The 19,158-nt window shown below is 67.1% G+C and carries 18 protein-coding genes; 12 read left to right on the top strand and 6 right to left on the bottom strand.

Features of this window, described 5'->3' with window-relative positions; all coding sequences use genetic code 11:
- Positions 1-61 precede the first annotated feature (61 nt).
- Both cysN and cysD read right to left on the bottom strand, forming a co-directional pair.
- Positions 62-2,005, bottom strand: coding sequence for a sulfate adenylyltransferase subunit CysN (gene cysN / locus K2O51_RS20375; RefSeq protein WP_245001940.1), 1,944 nt, complete (start codon positions 2,003-2,005; stop codon positions 62-64).
- Between the two features lie 11 nt (positions 2,006-2,016).
- A complete protein-coding gene (gene cysD / locus K2O51_RS20380) occupies positions 2,017-2,952 on the bottom strand; it encodes a sulfate adenylyltransferase subunit CysD (RefSeq protein ID WP_373460879.1) in 936 nt (311 codons plus the stop codon).
- Positions 2,953-3,159: 207 nt separating this feature from the next.
- On the opposite strand from cysD, the gene K2O51_RS20385 reads away from it, so the two are divergent.
- From K2O51_RS20385 to K2O51_RS20400, 4 genes are read left to right on the top strand one after another with little or no spacing between them, the layout of a single operon-like run.
- The gene (locus K2O51_RS20385; protein WP_220631564.1) at positions 3,160-4,272 is read left to right on the top strand and encodes a hypothetical protein; all 1,113 of its coding nucleotides are present in this window, start codon (positions 3,160-3,162) and stop codon (positions 4,270-4,272) included.
- Complete coding sequence (locus tag K2O51_RS20390) at positions 4,269-5,459, top strand: sulfotransferase family protein (RefSeq protein WP_220631565.1); 1,191 nt, start codon at positions 4,269-4,271, stop codon at positions 5,457-5,459. The genes K2O51_RS20385 and K2O51_RS20390 overlap by 4 nt, the downstream gene beginning before the upstream one ends.
- Before the next feature lie 34 nt (positions 5,460-5,493).
- Positions 5,494-6,285 carry an SDR family oxidoreductase gene (locus tag K2O51_RS20395; protein ID WP_140950036.1) on the top strand — a complete coding sequence of 264 codons (792 nt, stop codon included), beginning with the start codon at positions 5,494-5,496 and terminating at the stop codon, positions 6,283-6,285.
- A gap of 22 nt (positions 6,286-6,307) precedes the next feature.
- Positions 6,308-7,270 (top strand): acetyltransferase, encoded by a 963-nt coding sequence (locus K2O51_RS20400; protein ID WP_220631566.1) that lies wholly within the window; start codon positions 6,308-6,310, stop codon positions 7,268-7,270.
- A 28-nt stretch (positions 7,271-7,298) separates the two neighbouring features.
- Here the strand turns inward: K2O51_RS20400 and K2O51_RS20405 are convergent, their stop codons facing one another.
- Genes K2O51_RS20405 through K2O51_RS20415 form a run of 3 tightly spaced genes read right to left on the bottom strand, consistent with a single transcriptional unit; the run spans position 7,299 to position 10,191 of the window.
- The gene (locus tag K2O51_RS20405; protein ID WP_011297701.1) at positions 7,299-8,396 is read right to left on the bottom strand and encodes a 3,4-dihydroxy-2-butanone-4-phosphate synthase; all 1,098 of its coding nucleotides are present in this window, start codon (positions 8,394-8,396) and stop codon (positions 7,299-7,301) included.
- On the bottom strand, positions 8,393-9,349 hold the full coding sequence (locus K2O51_RS20410; protein ID WP_220631567.1) for an alpha/beta hydrolase: 957 nt from the start codon (positions 9,347-9,349) through the stop codon (positions 8,393-8,395). Before K2O51_RS20410 ends, K2O51_RS20405 begins: the two co-directional genes overlap by 4 nt.
- 32 nt (positions 9,350-9,381) lie before the next feature.
- Complete coding sequence (locus tag K2O51_RS20415; RefSeq protein WP_220631568.1) at positions 9,382-10,191, bottom strand: SDR family NAD(P)-dependent oxidoreductase; 810 nt, start codon at positions 10,189-10,191, stop codon at positions 9,382-9,384.
- Between K2O51_RS20415 and K2O51_RS20420 the strand changes: the two genes are divergently transcribed.
- Complete coding sequence (locus tag K2O51_RS20420; RefSeq protein ID WP_166486997.1) at positions 10,190-10,336, top strand: hypothetical protein; 147 nt, start codon at positions 10,190-10,192, stop codon at positions 10,334-10,336. The genes K2O51_RS20415 and K2O51_RS20420 overlap by 2 nt on opposite strands.
- Before the next feature lie 294 nt (positions 10,337-10,630).
- A complete protein-coding gene (locus K2O51_RS20425) occupies positions 10,631-11,815 on the top strand; it encodes a helix-turn-helix transcriptional regulator (protein ID WP_011297704.1) in 1,185 nt (394 codons plus the stop codon).
- On the opposite strand, the gene K2O51_RS20430 is transcribed toward K2O51_RS20425, so the two are convergent.
- Entirely contained in the window at positions 11,812-12,168 is a 357-nt protein-coding gene (locus tag K2O51_RS20430) for a VOC family protein (protein WP_220631569.1), read from the bottom strand. The genes K2O51_RS20425 and K2O51_RS20430 overlap by 4 nt on opposite strands.
- A gap of 211 nt (positions 12,169-12,379) precedes the next feature.
- Here K2O51_RS20430 and K2O51_RS20435 point away from each other — a divergent pair, with 211 nt between their 5' ends.
- From K2O51_RS20435 to K2O51_RS20460, 6 genes are all read left to right on the top strand, one after another.
- A complete protein-coding gene (locus K2O51_RS20435) occupies positions 12,380-13,528 on the top strand; it encodes an LLM class flavin-dependent oxidoreductase (protein WP_220631570.1) in 1,149 nt (382 codons plus the stop codon).
- Between the two features lie 192 nt (positions 13,529-13,720).
- Positions 13,721-14,914, top strand: a complete 1,194-nt coding sequence (locus tag K2O51_RS20440; RefSeq protein ID WP_140950042.1) for a flavin-dependent monooxygenase — start codon at positions 13,721-13,723, stop codon at positions 14,912-14,914.
- A gap of 27 nt (positions 14,915-14,941) precedes the next feature.
- The gene (locus K2O51_RS20445) at positions 14,942-16,696 is read left to right on the top strand and encodes an FAD-dependent oxidoreductase (RefSeq protein WP_220631571.1); all 1,755 of its coding nucleotides are present in this window, start codon (positions 14,942-14,944) and stop codon (positions 16,694-16,696) included.
- Complete coding sequence (locus K2O51_RS20450) at positions 16,693-17,217, top strand: flavin reductase family protein (protein ID WP_011297709.1); 525 nt, start codon at positions 16,693-16,695, stop codon at positions 17,215-17,217. The genes K2O51_RS20445 and K2O51_RS20450 overlap by 4 nt, the downstream gene beginning before the upstream one ends.
- A 99-nt stretch (positions 17,218-17,316) precedes the next feature.
- A complete protein-coding gene (locus K2O51_RS20455; RefSeq protein ID WP_140950044.1) occupies positions 17,317-18,081 on the top strand; it encodes an SDR family oxidoreductase in 765 nt (254 codons plus the stop codon).
- Between the two features lie 11 nt (positions 18,082-18,092).
- Positions 18,093-19,157, top strand: coding sequence for a ferredoxin--NADP reductase (locus tag K2O51_RS20460; protein WP_220631572.1), 1,065 nt, complete (start codon positions 18,093-18,095; stop codon positions 19,155-19,157).
- Position 19,158 lies beyond the last annotated feature (1 nt).

A 19,158-nucleotide genomic window follows, 5' to 3' on the forward strand; every position in this document is an offset into this window, starting at 1 on the left:
GGAGCGAAAGAAGGCGGGTCAGGGCCCGCCTTCTTTCATCCTACGGATCGGCGCTAACCGCTCATCGTCCGTTTGTACTAGACGCGCCGGATTCCTGCAGACCCGTTTCCTGCAACCAGGCGACGATGCGCTCCGCCGCCTGTTCGGCCGTATCGGCCGTGGTGTCGATACGGATTTCGGGGCGCTCGGGCGGCTCGTAAGGCGAGTCGATGCCGGTGAAGTTCTTCAGCTCGCCACGCCGCGCCTTGCGGTAGAGGCCCTTGGGGTCGCGCAGCTCGGCCACGTCGAGCGGCGTGTCGATGAAGACCTCTGCAAACTCGCCGTCGCCAGCAAGCGCGCGCGCCATCTCGCGCTCCGAGCGGAACGGCGAGATGAAAGAAACCAGCACCACCAGACCCGCATCGAGCATCAGCCGCGCCACCTCGGCCACGCGCCGGATGTTCTCCACGCGGTCGGCTTCAGAGAAGCCCAGGTCCTTGTTCAGGCCGTGGCGCACATTGTCGCCGTCGAGCAGGTAGGTGTGATGGCCCAGCGCGTGCAGGCGCTTTTCCACGAGGTTGGCAATGGTCGATTTTCCCGCGCCGGAGAGCCCGGTGAACCAGACAATGCGCGGCGCCTGGTGCTTGAGCGCGGCATGCGCGCGGCGGTCGACGTCGATGGCCTGCCAGTGCACGTTCTGCGCCCGCCGCAGTGCAAAGTGCAGCATGCCCGCGCCGACGGTGTTGTTGGTAAGGCGGTCGATCATGATAAAGCCGCCCAGGTCGCGGTTGCGCGTGTAAGGGGCGAACGCGACCGGCTGGTCCAGGTGCAGGTTGCACACGCCGATTTCGTTCAGCTCCAGCGTGCGCGCGGCCAGGTGCTCGAGCGTGTTGACGTTGACCTTGTACTTGGGCTGGGCCACGGTAACGCCGACGGTACGCGTGCCCAGCTTGAGCAGGTAGGGGCGGCCGGGCAGCATGGCATCCTCGTTCATCCACACCAGTGTGGCTTCGAACTGGTCTGCCACCTCGGCCGGGTCTTCCGCGCATGCCAGCACATCCCCGCGGCTCACGTCGATCTCGTCGGCCAGCGTCAGCGTCACCGCCTGGCCGCGCATGGCTTGCCCGCACTCGCCATCGGCGCCGACGATGCTGGCCACGCGGCTTTCCCGGCCGGACGGCAGCGCACGTACGCGATCGCCGCAGCGGATCTCGCCCGCACTGACGGTGCCGGCGAAGCCGCGGAAGTCGAGGTTGGGGCGGTTGACCCACTGCACCGGCAGGCGGAACGATTCGTCCTGCGCCGGCGCGCGGTCGACCGGCACGCTTTCGAGGTGCGCCATCAGCGTGGGCCCGTGGTACCACGGTGTATTGGCACTTGGTTGCGTGATGTTGTCTCCATGCAGCGCGGACATCGGGATGCAGACGATGTCATTGAGTCCGATCTGCCGCGCAAAGTCACGGTACTCGGCTTCGATGCGGTCGTAGACCTCGCGCGAGTAGTCGACCATGTCGAGCTTGTTGATGGCCACCACCACGCGGCGGATGCCGAGTGTCGACACCAGGTAGCTGTGGCGGCGCGTCTGCGTCTGCACGCCGCGGCGCGCGTCGACCAGCAGGATCGCGAGATCGGCGGTGGATGCGCCCGTCACCATGTTGCGCGTGTACTGCTCGTGCCCGGGTGTGTCGGCGACGATGAACTTGCGCTTGTCCGTGGCGAAGAAGCGGTACGCCACGTCGATGGTGATGCCCTGTTCGCGCTCCGCGGCGAGGCCGTCGACCAGCAGCGCGAAGTCGAGATTCTCGCCCTGCGTGCCCATCTTCTTCGAATCGGCTTCGAGTTGGGCGAGCTGGTCTTCGAACAGCATCTTCGATTCATACAGCAGCCGGCCGATCAGCGTGCTCTTGCCGTCGTCGACGCTGCCGCACGTGATAAAGCGCAGCAGGCCCTTGTGTTGCTGCGCACGCAGGTATTGCCCGATGTCGTCATTGGCCGTGACCGGCACGGTTTCCGTCTGCATTGCCATCAGCGCTTCCATCAGAAGTACCCCTCTTGCTTTTTCTTCTCCATCGACCCGGCCGAATCGCTGTCGATCAGCCGCCCCTGGCGCTCCGACGTGGTGGCCAGCAGCATTTCCTGGATGATCCCGCCGAGCGTGTCGGCTTCGCTGTCGATCGCGCCGGTGAGCGGATAGCAGCCCAGCGTGCGGAAACGCACTTTGCGCAGGGCCGGCGTCTCGCCCGGGCGCAGCGGCAGGCGTTCGTCATCGACCATGATCATCGTGCCGTCGCGCTCGACCACGGGACGCTCCTTGGCGTAGTACAGGGGCACGATCGGTATCTTGTTCAGGTAGATGTATTGCCAGATGTCGAGCTCGGTCCAGTTCGACAGCGGGAACACGCGCAGGCTTTCGCCCTTGCGCTTGCGGGCGTTGTACTGGCGCCAGAGTTCGGGGCGTTGCATCTTCGGGTCCCAGCGGTGCTGCGCAGTGCGCACCGAGAACACACGCTCCTTGGCGCGCGATTTCTCTTCGTCGCGACGCGCACCGCCGAACGCGGCATCAAAGCCATAGTGGTCGAGCGCCTGCTTGAGCCCCTGCGTCTTCCAGGTGTCGGTGTGCACGGCCGAGCCGTGTTCGTGCGGGCTGATGTTCCGCGCGATGCCTTCCGGATTGATATGCACGCGCAGGTCGAGCCCGAGCCGTTCGACAGTCTGGTCGCGGAACTCGATCATTTCGCGGAACTTCCACGTCGTGTCGACGTGCAGTAGCGGAAAGGGCGGCCGGGCCGGGTGGAAGGCCTTCATCGCCAGGTGCAGCATGACGGAGCTGTCCTTGCCGATGGAATAGAGCATGACGGGGTTTTCGCATTCCGCCACCACTTCCCGCATGATGTGGATGCTCTCCGCCTCCAGTTGCTCCAGGTGGGTCAACATCGAGATCTCCTCTTCGTGTTGCCGGCGCCGTCCACGGATTTCGCGGTGCCTGGCATGGGGAAAAGGTAACGAGCCGAGGCCTTGCGCAACTTCGTCCGGGCGGACTAAGAAATGCGAGGACCCATCGCGCATTTTCTAGTCCGCCCGGACGAGGATCGGGCCACCCGCGGCTAGGTATCGTTGCTTCGGTGCGGGACAGCGGCATTGCCGTCCCGTGTGCACTGACGAACCACGGGGAGCAGGCAGATGGCGACTTCCGCCGAAGAACAATTGCTGAGCGGCCAGACCTGGGCCGAGTTTTGCGAGGTGCTAAAGCGCAGCGGGCAGCAGATCCTGCGCCCAGAGGCACCATCGGACGCCCTCACGCGTGCCGAGGGCTTCCGTTACCTGAGCCGCTTGCTGCGCATCGCGCTCGAAATGCACGTGGAATTCGCCGATCCGGCGTTTCCCGGCTTCTTCTCGCCGTCGCACGAAACCGCCAAGATCGGCGCCGACAATCCGGACAACCTCTATCGCTATGCGCGCCTGGACGGTAACGCCGAATACCGGATCCGGGGCCGGCGCGGCACTGTGGCCTACCTGAGCTTCGGTACGCAGAAGGGCGGCTACGAGACCAATGGCCGCATGATCCAGACCGGCTTCATCGACAGTAGCCAGCTCGCCGTGGCGCCGGATGGCAGCTTCGAGCTCATCCTCAGCGCGCGGCCGCATGACGGCAACTGGGTGCGGATGGAGCCCGCCACCAATGCACTGGTGGTACGGCAGACCTTCCTTGACCGCAAGGCGGAGACGCCGGCAGAACTGAGCATCGAGCGCATCGATGGCGGCGCCAAGGCCCTTCCGCCGGTGCTCGGCGCCGAGCGCCTGCACGGCGGGCTGATGCGCGCCGCGGGTTTTGTCGAGAGCACGGCGCGCATCTTCGCCGACTGGGCACAGGGCTATGGCGGCCACGTCAACGCGCTGCCGCCGGCGGACCAGGCCGTGTGCCAGGCGGCCGGTGGCGATCCCAACATCTTCTACTACCACTCGTGCTGGGCGCTCGCGGACGACGAGGCGCTGGTGGTCGAGGTGGACCGCGTGCCCGAATGCGAGTTCTGGAACTTCCAGATCAACAACTACTGGATGGAATCGCTCGACTACCGCTACCACGACATCTGCCTGAACAAGCACCGTGCGCGGCTCGGCGCCCACGGCGGTGTCACCGTCATCCTCAGCGCGCGCGATCCGGGCCTGCCCAACTGGCTCGAAACCGCCGGACACCAGAACGGCACCATGTGCTGGCGCTGGGTCGGCGCGGCGCAACCCGTGCATCCGCGCACGCGCGTGGTCAAAGTCGAATCGCTCAAGGGGGCAGCATGAATACCGCAGTGGTCAACCAGGCCGTGTTCGACGTGGAGCGCCTGCTGACGCTGGCCAGCGGGCAGGCGGGCGGACTGACGGACTTCGGTCCGGGCAATCACCGCGAGGCGCTTGGCGTACTGTTCGATTCGCTGAGGCGCGAGGCCAACCTGTCAGTGCAGGGCGCGCAGATGCTGCACGGCAAGCTGCTGGCCCAGTTGGTGAACCGGCTCGTGATCCAGGACTACTGCCGGCGCCATCCCGAAATCCTGGAGGAGCGCATCGACGACCCGCTGGTGATTGTCGGCCTGCCGCGCACGGGCACCACGCTGCTGCAGCGCATGCTGGCCAGCGACCCGCGCTTCCATTCGGCAGCCTGGTGGGAAACCCGCTACCCAGCGCCGTTGCCGGAAGAAGACGTGCGCGACGCCAGCCGGCGCATCGGGCTGGCGCGGGACGAGGTCGCGCAGATGATCCACTTCATCCCGGACATCCTCTCCATCCACCCGCTCGACGCCATGCAGGCCGACGAGGAGTTCATGCTGATGGAGCACTCGTTCATGTGCGCCATGGACTCATACGCGAACGTACCGGCCTATACCGCGTGGCTCTCGCAGCAGGACCAGACGCCGGTCTACACCTACCTGAAGACCATGCTGAAGTTCCTGCAGTGGCAGAAGCGCCAGCGCGGAGAACCGGCGGCGCAGCGCTGGGTACTGAAGACACCGCAACACCTGCATACGCTGGAGGTACTGTTCCGGGTTTTCCCGGGAGCACAAGTCGTGCTGACCCACCGCGACCCCGCGCAGACCATTCCTTCCATGGCCAGCATGGCCCATACCTTGTGGAAGCTGTATGCCGACGCGCCCGATCCGGTCACCGTGGGCCGTCAATGGAGCGCCCAGATGCAGCGGGCGATGGCGCACGCGATGGCCGTGCGCGAAAGCCTTCCGGCCGAGCGTTTCCTCGACGTCCGCTTCGAAGACACCGTGCAAGATCCGTTCGGCGTGGTGCGGGCGGTCTATCGATTCGCCGGCATGCCGCTGACCGAAGCAGCGCGTGCCGCCATGTGGGCGTGGATGGAGGGCAACCCGCGCAATCAGCGCGCGGCGCATGCGTATTCACTAGACCAGTTCGGCCTCAGCCAGGCGCAGCTCGAGCGGGATTTCGCCGGCTACCGCGCCCGCCACGTATTGAACACCCGTTAACAGACAGCGCACTGCGCACCGAGGAGACAACATCATGCTGCTGAAAGACAAGATCGTCATCGTGTCCGGGATCGGTCCCGGACTTGGCGCAAAGCTGGCCGTGGAGGCCGCGCGCGAAGGCGCGCGCGCCGTGGCCATTGCCGCACGCACCGCGGCGAAGCTGGATGAGGCCCAGGCCCGGATCGACGAACTGGGCGCCGACTGCGAGGTGCTCAAGGTGGTGACCGACATCACCGACCGCGCCCAGTGCCGGCAACTGGCCGGCGAGACCCTGCGCCGCTACGGACGGATCGACGCGCTGGTCAACAGCGCGTTCCAGCACGGCAATTTCCCCGAGCCGATGGAATCCGCCGACCTCGACGTCTGGCGCGAGGTGTTCGACACCAACGTGTTCGGCACCATGACGCTGACCCAGGAAGTGGCCGCGCTGATGAAGCCGCAGGGCGGCGGCGCGATCGTGATGATCAATACGCAGGCCACGCGCAAGCCGATGCCCGGTGAAGGCGGCTACGCGGCGTCCAAGGGCGCGCTGGCCGTCGCGGTCAAGTATCTGGCGCGCGAACTGGGCCCGTATGGCATCCGCGCCAACAGCATCTTCATGGGCTGGATGTGGGGCGCGCCGGTGCAGGGCTATGTGCGCCACGTTGCAGCGGAGCAGGGCATGAGCGAAGATGCGGTGATTGCCCCCGTCACCGCGCAGATCGCGCTGGGCCGTATGCCGACCGACGACGACTGCGCGCGCGCCGCGCTGTTCCTGGTGTCGGACTACGCCCGCGCGATCACCGGCGCCTCGCTCGACGCCAACGGCGGCGATTTCATGCCCTGACCGTGGTCACCGGAAACCTGCCATGACACGCTACTTTGCCTTCAACGGCGACGCCGACGGCCTGTGTGCCCTGCAGCAACTGCGCCTGGCCTGTCCCGGCGACGCGACACTGGTCACCGGCGTCAAGCGCGATATCCACCTGCTCGACCGTATCGACGCCGGGCCGGGCGATACGGTCGCCGCGCTCGATATTTCGCTCGAGCAGAACCGCGGCGGCCTGCTGCGGCTTCTCGCGGCCGGGGCGCGGGTGGATTACTTCGACCACCATCACGCGGGCGAATTACCCGCCCATCGCGGGCTCTGCGCGCATATCGACGAAGGCGCGGACGTGTGCACAAGCATTCTGGTGGACCGCCATCTTGGCGGTCGCCACCGGCGCTGGGCGGTCACGGCTGCCTTCGGCGATAACCTGTCAGGCGTGGCCCGGCTGATGGCTGCGCAAGCCGGGCTCGACGCGTGCGATATCGCCGTGCTGGAGCGACTGGGCACCTGCCTCAACTACAACGCCTACGGCGAGTGCGTGGCCGATCTGCATTTCGACCCCGCCGAGCTGGCCGCGCACATGCTGCCGTTTGCGGATCCACTGGACTTCGCGGCCCAATGCGCGGCTTACCGGGTGTTGTGTGCCGGCTATGCGGACGACATGGCGCAAGCGCGCTGCCTGGCGCCGTCGCATGAGGTCCCTGGTGCGGCGCTGCTGGTCCTGCCCGACGCCGCGTGGGCGCGGCGCGCGATTGGCGTGCTGGCCAATGAACTGGTAAGCGGGCGCCCCGGCGACGCCATCGGTCTGTTGTCGCCCAAGACGGACGGCGGCTTTGCCGTCAGCGTGCGGGTGCCCGCGCACAGCGCCACCGGCGCAGCCGACTTCTGCCGCGGCTTCGATACCGGCGGCGGCCGGCGCCTGGCAGGTGGCATCAACCACCTGCCGGACGCCGACGTGGACCGCTTCACGCGCAGCTTCACAGACTGCTTCGGCCGCGCGTAGCCGCCATCGGTATCGTTGCCCGCCTTGTTCAGGCGGGCGGCACGAACTCCGTGACTTCCAGCTCGAAGCCGGCGACCGTGCGGTAAGGCACCGGATGGCTTAGCAGGCGTAGCTTGCGCGCGCCCACGTCGCGCAGGATCTGCGCCCCTACGCCCAGTGCGCGCTGCGCAAACGCCGGGGCGGGCGTAGCGGCGGCCGGCGCGGCGAGCCGCTCCAGCCGCTGCTGCGGCGATTCGCGTTCATCGAGCAGCACCAGCACGCCGCAGCCTTCGGCACCGATGCGCGCGAGCGATCGCTCCAGGTTCCAGGCCGGCAGCGCCGGCGTGCCGAAGCCGAGCACGTCGCGCTGCATCTCCACCGTTTGCACGCGCGTCAGCACGGCCTTGGCCGGGTCGGGTTGCCCCAGCACCAGCGCCAGGTGCAGCGCATCGACCGGCACGTCATGGTAGGCATGCACGGCAAAGCGGCCATAAGGCGTGTTCAGTTCGGAGGTGCGCGTGCGGCGCAGCGCGCCTTCGGTCAGCAGCCGGTGGTGGATCAGCCCGCTGATCGATACCGCGGGCAGGCCGTGGCGCTGCGCGAACGCGAGCAGGGCGGGGCCGCGCAGCAGGTCGCCGGCATCGTCGAGCAGCATCGCATAAGCGCCCGACGCGACGCATCCGGCCAGCGACGGCAGGTCGGAGCACGCTTCGGCAAAGCCCGCGCGGCGCAGAACGCCATCAGGCTGCGCCACCACAGGAAAGATGTGGCCAGGCTGGACCAGATCCGCCGGTTGTGCGAGCCGTGCCGCGGCCACGCGCAGCGTCAGCGCGCGGTCCGCGGCGGAAATGCCGGTGCTGACGCCGCTGGCGGCTTCGATCGACACCGTGTAGCGCTCGCGCTGGCGATGGTTGGCGGCCATGGGCGGCAACTGCAGCCGCTGGCGGCGCGCCTCGGTGATCGCCATGCAGACCAGTCCGCGGGCCTCGGCGGCCATGAAGTTGACGTCGCCCTCGGTGGCGCGCTCGGCGGCGACCAGCACGCAGCCAAGGGCTTCGTCGGTCTCGTCTTCGAGCACCACCACACGCTGTCCCGCAGCCAGCGCCGCGAGCACGTCCAGCATCGGCGGGAGCATGGCGGCGTTCATGCTGCCTCCTGCGTGCCGCTGGCGGCGAAAGCCTGGCGCAATGACGCAGCGGCGGCATCGAGCGCATGGCTCGCGGCATCGAGCACGCCCTGCATGCTCATGAAGCCATGGAACTGGCCCGGCCAGCGGCGTACGGTGGCCGCACCGCCCGCGCCCCGCAACGCTTCGCCATACGCTTCGCCCTGGTCGCGCAGCGGATCGAATTCCGCCGTGATGATGGTGGCGGCCGGCAGGCCCTGCAGATCTCGCTGGTGCAAGGGGCTCGCGCGGACATCGGCGGCGGCGTCCGGATTGGCCAGGTACTGGGCGCGATACCAGTCGAGTTCGCGCGCACTGAGGAAATAGCCTTCGGCACAGGCGCGGTAACTGGCGCTGTCGGCGGCGGCGTCAGTGCAGTCCAGGTAAGGGTAGAGCAGCAACTGGTGCTTCAGCGCGATGCCGCTGCCGCGCAGTTGCTGGCACACGACTGCGGCGAGGTTGCCGCCGGCGCTGTCGCCGGCCACTGCCAGCCGGGCCGGGTCGACGCCAAGCTCGGCGGCGTGCCCGGCGGCCCAGCGCACAGCCGCAACCGCGTCGTCGGCCGCGGCCGGGAAGCGCGCTTCCGGAGCCAGCCGGTAGTCGACCGACAGCACCAGCGCGCCGCTGCGACGCGCCAGGCTGCGGCAGATGTTGTCGTGCGAATCGAGGCCGCAGAGCACGAAGCCGCCGCCATGGAAATAAACGATGAGCGGCGGACCTGCGCTGTCGTCGGGCCGGTACAGGCGCGCCGGCAACGGGCCCGCGGCGCCATCGATGGTCAGGTCTTGCTGCGCGGCAACGCTGTCGCCGGGCGCAAAGGCCGGCATGGCGGCGACTGCCGCACGGTAGTCGGCAGCGCGCAGCGTGGTGAAGTCGGGACTCGGCATGGCGGCCATGGCGTCCAGCATGGCGCGGGCCTGGGGATCGAGCGGCATCGGGTCTCCTGAGTAACTTGGGGTGATGATGGTCAGAGCGCGAAGGCGGGCGCCTTGCCGGCGGCAATGCCTTGCGCGCGTACGAGCGCGGCTTGGGCGGCCTGCTCGTGCGGCAGGATCCAGAACTGGCCCGCCGACACGCCGTCGAGGATCCGCTGCGCGACGGCATCGGGCGTCATGCCCGCGGCAATGCCGTTGCGCAGCGCGCCGTTCATCTGGTCCACCTCCTGCTGCGCCGTGCCGCCAAGTCCCGCCGCGATGCCGGTGGCGACCGGACCTGGGCAGACCACCGATACGCCCAGCGGTATCCCCGCCGCTTGCAGTTCGAGCAGCAGCCCTTCGCTGAGCGCCACCACGCCCTGCTTGGACAGCGTGTACGGCGCCAGCCACGGTCCTACCGCGAGGCCTGCCATCGACGCCACGTTGACGATATGGCCTGAACCCTGTTCCGACATGCGGGGCACGAAGTTGCGCAGCGCGTGCAGTACGCTCCACAGATTGACGCGCAACACACGCTCGAACACCTCCGGCTCCAGTTCCCAGCAGCGGCCGGTCGCGAGAATGCCTGCGTTGTTGACCAGCAGGTCGACACGGCCCAGCCGCCGGAAGCTCTCTTCGCACAGGTGCTCGATCTGCGCGGCGTCGGACACGTCGGTGGGGATGGCGATGACGGTCGCCCCTTGCCCGGCGAGCGCCGCGCGTGCCGCTTCGAGCGCATTGGCGTCGATATCGGCGAGCGCCAGCGCATACCCTTGCGCCGCCAGGGCCTGCGCGAGCGCGCAGCCGATGCCGCTGGCCGCTCCGGTGATCACTGCGGCCTGCTGCCGCGGATTTGCCGCCATGGTGTTGCTCCTCGGTGAAAAGAAGGCGGCGGAAATCGCCGCGCATGGCTGTCTTGTAGCGGCAGCGCGGCGGCACGGCATCGTCTGTTTGGGTAGGGCGGCGACCGGCGTCTGGCCGGATTCCAAAGGATCCGGCGACGCCTAAGGGTTTGCCCCCGGCATGGCGGGCTTGGGGGAGGGCAGGGTGGGTCTGCCCTTAGTCTGTTTGGAGTATGTGCGTGCGCGTCAGGCGCGTGAGCATTGTGCTATCCCGCAGGACTAGTCCGCTTCCCATGCATGGCCGGATTGCCTTGGGGAAAACCATGAAGGTGGCCGCGACGCCGGCCACCGCCACCGTCCCCGTCATCGGGACGCACGGAAGGGCCGCAGAGCCCATACAAAGTCCAGCCGCGCGGCACGTCTCGCGCGCTGGGCACGCCACACAATGGAGACAGAGGAAATGCTGATGGAGGCTAGCCAGAACCCGGCAATCGCACACCTGTTCACGCAGGCAACCGTGTCGCTGTCGGACTTCAGCGCGTTGCTGGGGAATATCTACCAGGGGCCGATGGAGCAGGTGCCATGGGGCAAGGCGCTGGAGCAGATCCGCAGGCAGCTCGATGCCAACTACGTCACGCTGATCCTGCGCTCGCCGGCGACGGACCGTCCCGGGCTGATGGTGAATGCCTCCGAACATGGCCAGACGCTGCCGGGCGAGGTGTCCTACAACAGCTACTACTATTCGCTCGATCCGTTCATCGGCCTGCCGTCGGACCGCGTCGTGACCATCGACGAGCACCTGGGGCACGGCGTCTGGTGCATGAGCGAGCTGTACCAGCAATTCCTCAAGGACATCGGCATCCGCTACATCCTGGGCGCGGACCTGCGTACGGACGACGGCGTGGAATGCCGCTTCCGCGTCTGCCGCAACCATGACGGCCCCGACTTCTCCACCTCCGATAAGGCGCTGTGCACGGCGCTGCTGCCGCACCTGAAGCGCGCGGTGGACCTGCACTCACGCATCGACGTGGTGGAATCCGAACGCACGGTTTACGCCAGCGCCATTGACCGCATGCTCGTCGGCATGGTGATCCTCGACGAGTCCGGCACCATTATCAAGACTAATGCGGCTGCCGACGAAATCCTCGCCGCCAAGGACGGCATCCGCATTGCCAAGGGCGGGCTCGACGTCGAGTACGGCCAGGAGAACCGCAAGTTCCAGCGCGTACTGCGCCAGGCGATGATGGGCCACGTCGGCACAGCGCCGCCGGTGATGGAGGCCATGTCGATCACGCGGCCGTCTGGCAGCGCCAAGCTGGGCGTGCTGGTCCGCACCATTCCGCTCAGCGAATGGTCCGAGGACAATCGCAAGCGGCCGGCCTGCGTGGTGTTCATCCGCGATCCGGAGCGGCGTTCACAGGCGTCGCATGATGTGGTGCGCCAGCTGTTCGATCTCACGCCCGCAGAGACGCAGCTCGCGTTGCAGCTTGCCAACGGGCTTACGCTCGATGAAGCCGCGGACGAACTCGGCATCAGCAAGAACACGGCGCGCGCGCACCTGCGCGCGATCTTCTCCAAGACCGGCGTCACGCGACAGGCCACGCTGGTCCGCATGCTGCTGAGCAGCGTGATCTCGCTCGGCTAACTCGCCGGCGCAAGCTTTGCGCTGAGCACCAGCGCAAAGCCTTCCGGCGTGTGCAGCACCGCACGCGCTTCATGCGGCCCCTGCGCCGGGGGCTGCGTCACAGCAGCGCCAGCTTTCACCAGCCGTGCGACTGCCGCCGCAATGTCTTCCCCTTCGTCCACCTTGAACGCAAGCGCCGGCTGTTCCACCAGCCTTTCTTCACCGGCCACCAATGCGAGCGTCAGCGCTCCCGCGTCGAGCGCGCAGTAGCGATCGCCATCACGGAATTTCACCGGTAGTCCGAGTCCTTCCGTGAAGAACGGCAGGGCCGTGTCGAGATTGCCGACGGGGTAGAGCAACAGCTTCGATTGCATGGTGTGCGGTTCCTTTCGTTGAAAGAGGGCCGTAATGCCCGTTGCCAATGATAGGTACGCACAATGTCCTGCTCATAATCCAATCAGACGATGTTGCAACGCCTTGCGGCGACCACACTGCGATTACACAGGCCACATCCGGCCACAGGCGCAGCGTCTTGCAGTGCCCCGGATGCGGATCTGGACCGATACAAGCCGAGAGGGGACTGCAATGCGTTTTTCGCTGATCTATGAAGCCCAGACCGTCGATGCTTCGCGCGCCGGCGACCACAAGGTGTTCGATGAAATCATGGAACAGGTGGTACTGGCCGAAGACATGGGCTTCGATGTGGTCTGGGCGGTGGAGCACACCGCGCTGACCAACTATGCGCACATGAGCGCGCCGGAAACGTTCCTGGCTTTCGTCGCCGGGCGCACGCAGCGCATCGGCATCGGCCATGGCGTGGTGTGCCTGCCACCTGCGATGAATCATCCGGTCAAGGTGGCCGAGCGTATCGCCACGCTGGACATCCTGTCCGGCGGCCGCGTGCACTTCGGCGTGGGCAAGGGCGGCACGCAACAGGAAGCGGGCACCTTTGGCTATGACCTGAACACGCTGCACCCGATGATCGACGAGTCGATGTACCTGATCCCGAAGATCCTCACGCAGGACGAGATCGAGCACGACGGCGAGTTCATCAAGATCCCGCGCCGCCCGATTCACCCGAAGCCGCGCCAGGACCCGCATCCGCTGATGTACCTGGCCTGCACCAATGCCGACACGCTGCAGCGTGCGGGCGCGCGCGGCATGGGCGCGCTGGTGCTCGGCTTCGGCGGCCCGGAGGATGTCGCCAAGAAGAACGACATCTATCGCGCCGCCTGGGTAAGCCGCAAGCCCGAGGACCAGGTCGGTTTCCGCCCGCACCAGCACCTGGCCGCGCTGTGCCCGACCATCGTGCTCGAAGACGGCCTGGCCGCGCGCAAGATCGGCATCAAGGGACAGCGCTACTTCATGGAATCGCTGTCGTACTGGTACGCCGGTGGCGAGCGCCCCGATCCTTCGAAGTGGGACGACGAGCACGTTACCGCCACCGACGCGCAAGGCAAGGACGTCATCAACACGAGCTTCGCTTCCGAGAAGGTCTCGGTGGACTTCAGCGACCCGGCGATGATGATGCTCAACCCCAACCATGCGTACGGCACGGTCGAGGACTGCATCGGCTACGTGCAGCGCCTGATCGACGCCGGTGCCGACGAAATCCTGTTCATCTGCCAGATGGGCACGGTGCCGCAGTGGGCCCAGCTCGAAACGATCCGCAATATCGGCGAACACGTGATCCCGCATTTCCGCAAGCAGGGCCACAAGCTGCGCGTGGCCTGACCGGGGCGCATTTCTCGCCGATGGCTTGCGCCCCTCTCCCGCATGCGGGAGAGGGGCCGGGGTGAGATGCCAGCGCATCCATGAAATGCCTGGCGTAATCGCGCGTGGGCTAGTCCCATCAGACGATGGCACCCGAACCCGCGGATGCAAACATCAACGCCAGCCACAAGACAAAATCACAAGGAGACCGCGGTGCATCACGACAACAATCCCAAGGAACTGGCGGCACGCCTGATCGCGCGCGCCGAGCAGATGATTCCCGTGCTGGCGCAGCGCGCCGCGCAGGCAGAAGCCGAGGGACGCATTCCCGAGGAGACCGTGGCCGACATGCAGGCCGCGGGCTTCTTCAAGGTACTGCAGCCGCGCCGCTACGGCGGCTATGAGCTGGACCCGCAAACCTTCTTTCGCATCCAGATGGCGCTGGCCAAAGGTTGCATGTCGACGGCCTGGGTCTACGGCGTGGTGGGCGTGCACAACTGGCAACTGGCGCTGTTCGACGAGCGCGCCCAGCAAGAGGTGTGGGGCAACAATGCTTCGACGCTGATCGCCTCGACCTACATGCCGGTCGGCAAGGTGACGCCGGTGGAAGGCGGCTTCCGCTTTTCAGGGCACTGGAAGTTCTCCAGCGGCAGCGAGCTGTGCGAGTGGATCTTCCTGGGCGGGCTCGTGCCGCCGTCCGAGCCGGGCGGTGCTTATGACTACCGCACCTTCCTGCTGCCGCGCTCCGACTACAAGATCGTGCGCAACTGGGATGTGCTGGGCCTGCGTGCCACCGGCAGCCATGACATCGTCGTCGATGATGTATTCGTGCCCGAGTACCGCACCCACCGTGCCGTCGATGGCGCCATGGGCACCAGCCCGGGCCTGGCGCAGAACAACGTGCCGCTGTACCGGCTGCCGTTCGCGCAGATCTTCGTGCGCGCGGTCTGCACCGCCTGCATCGGCGCGCTCGAAGGCACGCTGGACGATTTCGTCGCCTATGCCGATGGCCGCGTGAGCAGCAACGGCGGCAGCAAGACCGCAGAGGATGGTGGCGCCCAACTTGCATGCGCTAACGCCGCGATTGCCATTGACGAGATGCGCACCATTCTCGAACGGAACTTCGACGAACTGCTTGCGCTCGCCCGCGAGGGCGGCCAGATGCCGACGCCGCGCCGGCTGCATTTCCGCTACCAGTCGTCGCAGGTGGCCGAGCGCTGCGCGCAGCTTGCCAACAGCCTGCTGCGCTATGCGGGCGGCAATGGTATCTACCGCAGCAACCCGATGGTGCGCCGCTTCATGGACCTGCACGCGGCACGCGCCCACTACGCCAACAACCTGGACCGCTTCGGCCAGAACCTCGGCGGCGTGATGATGGGCCGTGCCAACACCGATTTCTTCATCTGAGCCGCGCTTCGCTCAAGGGAACCGATCATGAGCCAGAGCACAGCGCGCAAGCAGCCGGCGGAATTCGATGTGGTGGTGGTGGGCTCCGGCGCGGGCGGCATGCTGACTGCCTGCCGCGCTGCCGACCGCGGCCTGTCGGTGGTGGTACTGGAAAAGAGCAGCCAGTATGGCGGCACGTCGGCCGTGTCCGGCGGCGGCATCTGGATTCCGCTCAACCACCATATCGCCGCAGCGGGCGCGAAGGACGACTACGCGACCGCACTCGAGTACATCCTGGCCTGCACGGGCGAACACGGCGATCCGCAACGGCTGCGTGCCTACCTGGACCATGCGCCGCGCATGCTGCAGTACCTGGAGAAGCAGGCCGGGGTGCACTACTACACGCTGCCGCGCTACGCCGACTACTTCCAGAAGCAACCGGGGGCGATGCCGGGCTATCGCTCGCTTGACCCGATGCCGTTCGACGGCGCGCGCCTGCGCGAGGAATTTGACCGCCTGCGCCCGCCGTCTCCCGGCACGCTGGTGGCCGGCCGCGTGGCGGTCACTTCCGGCGAGGCGCACAAGCTGGTGTGCAAGTCGCCGGGCTGGCTGTGGTTGGCCGTGCGTCAGTTCGCGCGTTACTGGCTCGACCTTGGCTGGCGCCGCAAGACGCGGCGCGACCGCCGGCTCACGCTCGGCAACAGCCTGGCTGGCGGCCTGCGGCGCGCGATGATGGACCGGGCCATTCCGCTGTGGCTCGATACGGCGCTGCAGGACCTGATCATCGAAGACGGCGTGGTCCGTGGCGTTCGCGCGCTGCAGGACGGCCGCGTGGTCGAGATCCGTGCCTTGCGCGGCGTGGTCCTGGCCGCGGGCGGCTTCGAGCGCAACCAGACCATGCGTGAGCAGTACCTGCCGCAACCGACGCAGGCCGCGTGGAGCGCTACGCCGCCCAACAATACCGGCGATGCCATCCGCGCCGGCCAGGCCGCCGGTGCCGGCGTCGCACTGATGTCCCACATGTGGGGCGCGCCAACCGTGCGCGTGCAGGGCGAGGAGAAGCAGCGCGCGCTCTTTATCGAGCGCGCCATGCCGGGTTGCATGGTGGTGAACGGGCAGGGGCGGCGCTTCGTCAATGAAGCCGCGCCGTATTCGGAATTCGTGCCTGCCATGTACCGCGACCACGAGCAGACGGGCTGCAGCGTGCCGGCGTGGATGGTGTTCGACGCGACCTTCCGTCACAAGTACCCGTGCGGGCCGATCCTGCCGGGCTCGGTCATGCCGGATCGCAGCATCCCCGCCAGCCTGTCCGGCATTCTGGTGAAAGCCGACACGCTGGATGCGCTGGCCGCGCAGACCGGCATCGATGCCGCGGGGCTGGCCGACAGCGTGGCGCGCATGAACCGCTACGCGGCGAGCGGCGTGGACGAGGAGTTCGGCAAGGGCGACAACTTGTTCGATACCTACTACAGCGATCCCACCGTCCGCCCGAATCCGTGCCTCGCGCCGATTGGCAAGGCGCCGTTCTACGCCGTCCGGCTCGATGCCGGTGACATCGGCACCAAGGGCGGGCTGGTGACGGACGCCAGCGCCCGCGTGCTGCGCGAAGACGGTTCCGTGATCCCGGGGCTCTTTGCCATCGGCAATACCAGCGCCGCGGTGATGGGCACCAGCTATCCAGGCGCGGGCTCCACGCTCGGACCCGCCATGACTTTCGGCTTTATCGCCGCCGACGTGCTGGCGCAGCAAGCGCGGCAGACTGCCGCGGCGCCCCACACTCAATCCGTTCAGGAGGCCTTATGAGCGCCAATCCCATTCCCGGCGCCACGCTGCGCGACGACATGCTGATGGCCATGCGCCGCATGGCGCGCTCGGTGGCGGTCATCAGCTGCCGCGATGGCGAGCGCCGCTATTCGATGTCCGTGACCGCGGTCGATTCGCTGTCCGCGGATCCGCCGTCGCTGCTGATCTGCATCAACCGCAATTCATCGATCTACCCCCCGCTCGATGCCGGCGCGGACTTCTGCATCAACCTGCTTGCCGCCGATCATCGCGATATCGCGGTGGACTGCAGCGGCAGGCTCAAGGGCGAAGAGCGCTTTACCAGCGGGCAGTGGGACGATGACATGCTCGGCGTGCCGTGCCTGCGCGACGCCCAGGCCAACCTGATCTGTACGCAGGACGGCCGCTTCGACTATGGCACGCACGCGGTCTTTATCGGCCGGCTTCGCGAGGTGCGGCTGGCGGGCGAGGTGTCGCCGCTGGTCTATGTCGACGGGGCCTATACCACTTCCGCGCCGCTCGCCTCGTTGTGTCCGGCGTAATCCATATGTAAGCGGCCGTCGGAAGGCCGCCATGCAAACACCAGCCGGCCGGCAACCGGCAGGCGGAAATCAGAAACAACAATCAGCAGGAGACCAATCATGAGCCGACGTACTGAAGGAAAGATCGCCATCGTCACCGGCGCCGCGAGCGGTGTCGGTCGGGAAGACGCGCTGTTGCTGGCGCGTGAAGGCGCGCGCGTGGTGCTGACCGACCTCAACGAGGAAGCCGGCCATGCGCTGGCCCGCGAAATCGGCGAGACCGCGCTGTTCGTGCAGCACGACATTGCCAGCGAGGCCGGCTGGCAGCAGGTGATGGCACGCACCGAGCAGCGCTTCGGCGCTCCCAATGTCCTCGTCAACAACGCCGCAATCCTTCTGCTTGGTAACGTCGAAGACACGTCGCTAGAGCAATGGCAGCGCGTGCAGCGCATCAACGCCGATGGCTACTTCCTCGGCTGCAAGTACGGCGTGGCCGCGATGAAGGCGGGCGGTGGCAGCATCGTCAACATGTCGTCGGTGGCGGCACTCGGCGGCATGGGTGCATTCTGTGCCTACAGCGCCAGCAAGGGCGCAGTGGCAGCACTGACGCGCAGCGTCGCGGCCCACTGCAAGCAGAGCGGTTACAAGGTGCGCTGCAACTCGATCCACCCCGACGGCATCCTCACGCCGATGACGGCGGCCTTCCTTCCCGGCGGTGCCACCGCCTTGCCGGAAGAGGTGGGCGGCGTGGACCCGATGCAGCGCATGTGCCACCCGCGCGACGTGGCCAATCTCGTACTGTTCCTGGCCTCCGATGAATCGCGTTTCATCAATGGCGCCGAGCTGCGCATCGACAACGCGCAGTCCATCATGGGCGTCGCCTGACGCAAACGACTATGGTGCAAGCGCAATTTCACCGGCTGCAGATCGCCGAAGTCGTGGCGGAGACGGACCAGGCGCATTCGCTGGTCTTCGCGCTGCCTGAGAGCCTGCGCGACACCTTTGCCTACCGGCCGGGCCAGTTCCTGACGCTGCGCGTGCCGGTAGACGGCGTGCCGCAGCAGCGCTGCTATTCGCTGTCGAGCGCGCCGGAAGTCGACAGCGCGCTGCGCGTGACGATCAAGCGCGTGCAGGGCGGGCGGGTTTCCAACTGGGTCTGCGACCACCTCGGTGCCGGCGATACGGTAGAAGTCATGCCGCCCGCCGGGGTGTTCACGCCCCCCACGCTGCACGGCGACTTCCTGCTGCTGGCCGGCGGCAGCGGCATCACGCCGGTGCTGTCGATCGCCAAGGCGGCGCTGCGCCATGGGCGCGGCACGGTGACACTGGTCTATGCCAATCGCGACGAGCAATCGGTAATCTTCCGCGAAGCGCTGGGCGAACTGGCGCGGCGTCATCCTGGCCGGCTGCGCGTGATCCACTGGCTCGACAGCGTGCAGGGTCCGCCCAGCCAGCGCCAGATCGAAGAGCTGGTGCGGCCGTGGAGCCTGGCCGAGTGCTTTATCTGCGGGCCCGGCCCGTTCATGGACAGCGCGCAGGCGGCACTGCAGGAACTGGGCGTGCCGCGCGGCAAGCTGCACGTGGAACGCTTCGTGTCGCTGCCGGACCGCGCGTCGGCACCTGTGCAAGCAGTGATGCCAGCGGCATCCACCGTAGTCACGCCAGTCCCGGTGGCAACCATGCACGGCGCCGCGCTGACCGTGCAGCTCGATGGGGAAACCCACCAGGTCAGCGTCGCGCTCGATGAAACCGTGCTCGACGCCATGCAGCGCGCCGGCGTGGCGGCCCCCAATTCCTGCCGTGCCGGCTTGTGCGGCGCATGCATGTGCCAGGTGACGCAGGGCGACGTCACGCTCGGCGAAAACCATGTGCTCGACCAGGCCGACCTGGAGTCGGGCTGGACCCTGGCTTGCCAGGCCCGCCCCGCGAGCGGCGACATCCACCTCAAGTTCCCGGATTGAC

Origin of the sequence: Cupriavidus pinatubonensis, assembly GCF_019602855.1 — a bacterium.
In the GTDB taxonomy this organism is placed as follows: domain Bacteria; phylum Pseudomonadota; class Gammaproteobacteria; order Burkholderiales; family Burkholderiaceae; genus Cupriavidus; species Cupriavidus pinatubonensis.

Bases quoted from the DNA above. Each gene is read 5' to 3' on its own strand.
- cysN (WP_245001940.1), bottom strand. From the start codon at position 2,005: ATGGCAATGCAGACGGAAACCGTGCCGGTCACGGCCAATGACGACATC.
- K2O51_RS20385 (WP_220631564.1), top strand. From the start codon at position 3,160: ATGGCGACTTCCGCCGAAGAACAATTGCTGAGCGGCCAGACCTGGGCC.
- K2O51_RS20390 (WP_220631565.1), top strand. From the start codon at position 4,269: ATGAATACCGCAGTGGTCAACCAGGCCGTGTTCGACGTGGAGCGCCTG.
- K2O51_RS20395 (WP_140950036.1), top strand. From the start codon at position 5,494: ATGCTGCTGAAAGACAAGATCGTCATCGTGTCCGGGATCGGTCCCGGA.
- K2O51_RS20400 (WP_220631566.1), top strand. From the start codon at position 6,308: ATGACACGCTACTTTGCCTTCAACGGCGACGCCGACGGCCTGTGTGCC.
- K2O51_RS20405 (WP_011297701.1), bottom strand. From the start codon at position 8,396: ATGAACGCCGCCATGCTCCCGCCGATGCTGGACGTGCTCGCGGCGCTG.
- K2O51_RS20410 (WP_220631567.1), bottom strand. From the start codon at position 9,349: ATGCCGCTCGATCCCCAGGCCCGCGCCATGCTGGACGCCATGGCCGCC.
- K2O51_RS20420 (WP_166486997.1), top strand. From the start codon at position 10,190: ATGGTGTTGCTCCTCGGTGAAAAGAAGGCGGCGGAAATCGCCGCGCAT.
- K2O51_RS20415 (WP_220631568.1), bottom strand. From the start codon at position 10,191: ATGGCGGCAAATCCGCGGCAGCAGGCCGCAGTGATCACCGGAGCGGCC.
- K2O51_RS20425 (WP_011297704.1), top strand. From the start codon at position 10,631: ATGCTGATGGAGGCTAGCCAGAACCCGGCAATCGCACACCTGTTCACG.
- K2O51_RS20430 (WP_220631569.1), bottom strand. From the start codon at position 12,168: ATGCAATCGAAGCTGTTGCTCTACCCCGTCGGCAATCTCGACACGGCC.
- K2O51_RS20435 (WP_220631570.1), top strand. From the start codon at position 12,380: ATGCGTTTTTCGCTGATCTATGAAGCCCAGACCGTCGATGCTTCGCGC.
- K2O51_RS20445 (WP_220631571.1), top strand. From the start codon at position 14,942: ATGAGCCAGAGCACAGCGCGCAAGCAGCCGGCGGAATTCGATGTGGTG.
- K2O51_RS20450 (WP_011297709.1), top strand. From the start codon at position 16,693: ATGAGCGCCAATCCCATTCCCGGCGCCACGCTGCGCGACGACATGCTG.
- K2O51_RS20455 (WP_140950044.1), top strand. From the start codon at position 17,317: ATGAGCCGACGTACTGAAGGAAAGATCGCCATCGTCACCGGCGCCGCG.
- K2O51_RS20460 (WP_220631572.1), top strand. From the start codon at position 18,093: ATGGTGCAAGCGCAATTTCACCGGCTGCAGATCGCCGAAGTCGTGGCG.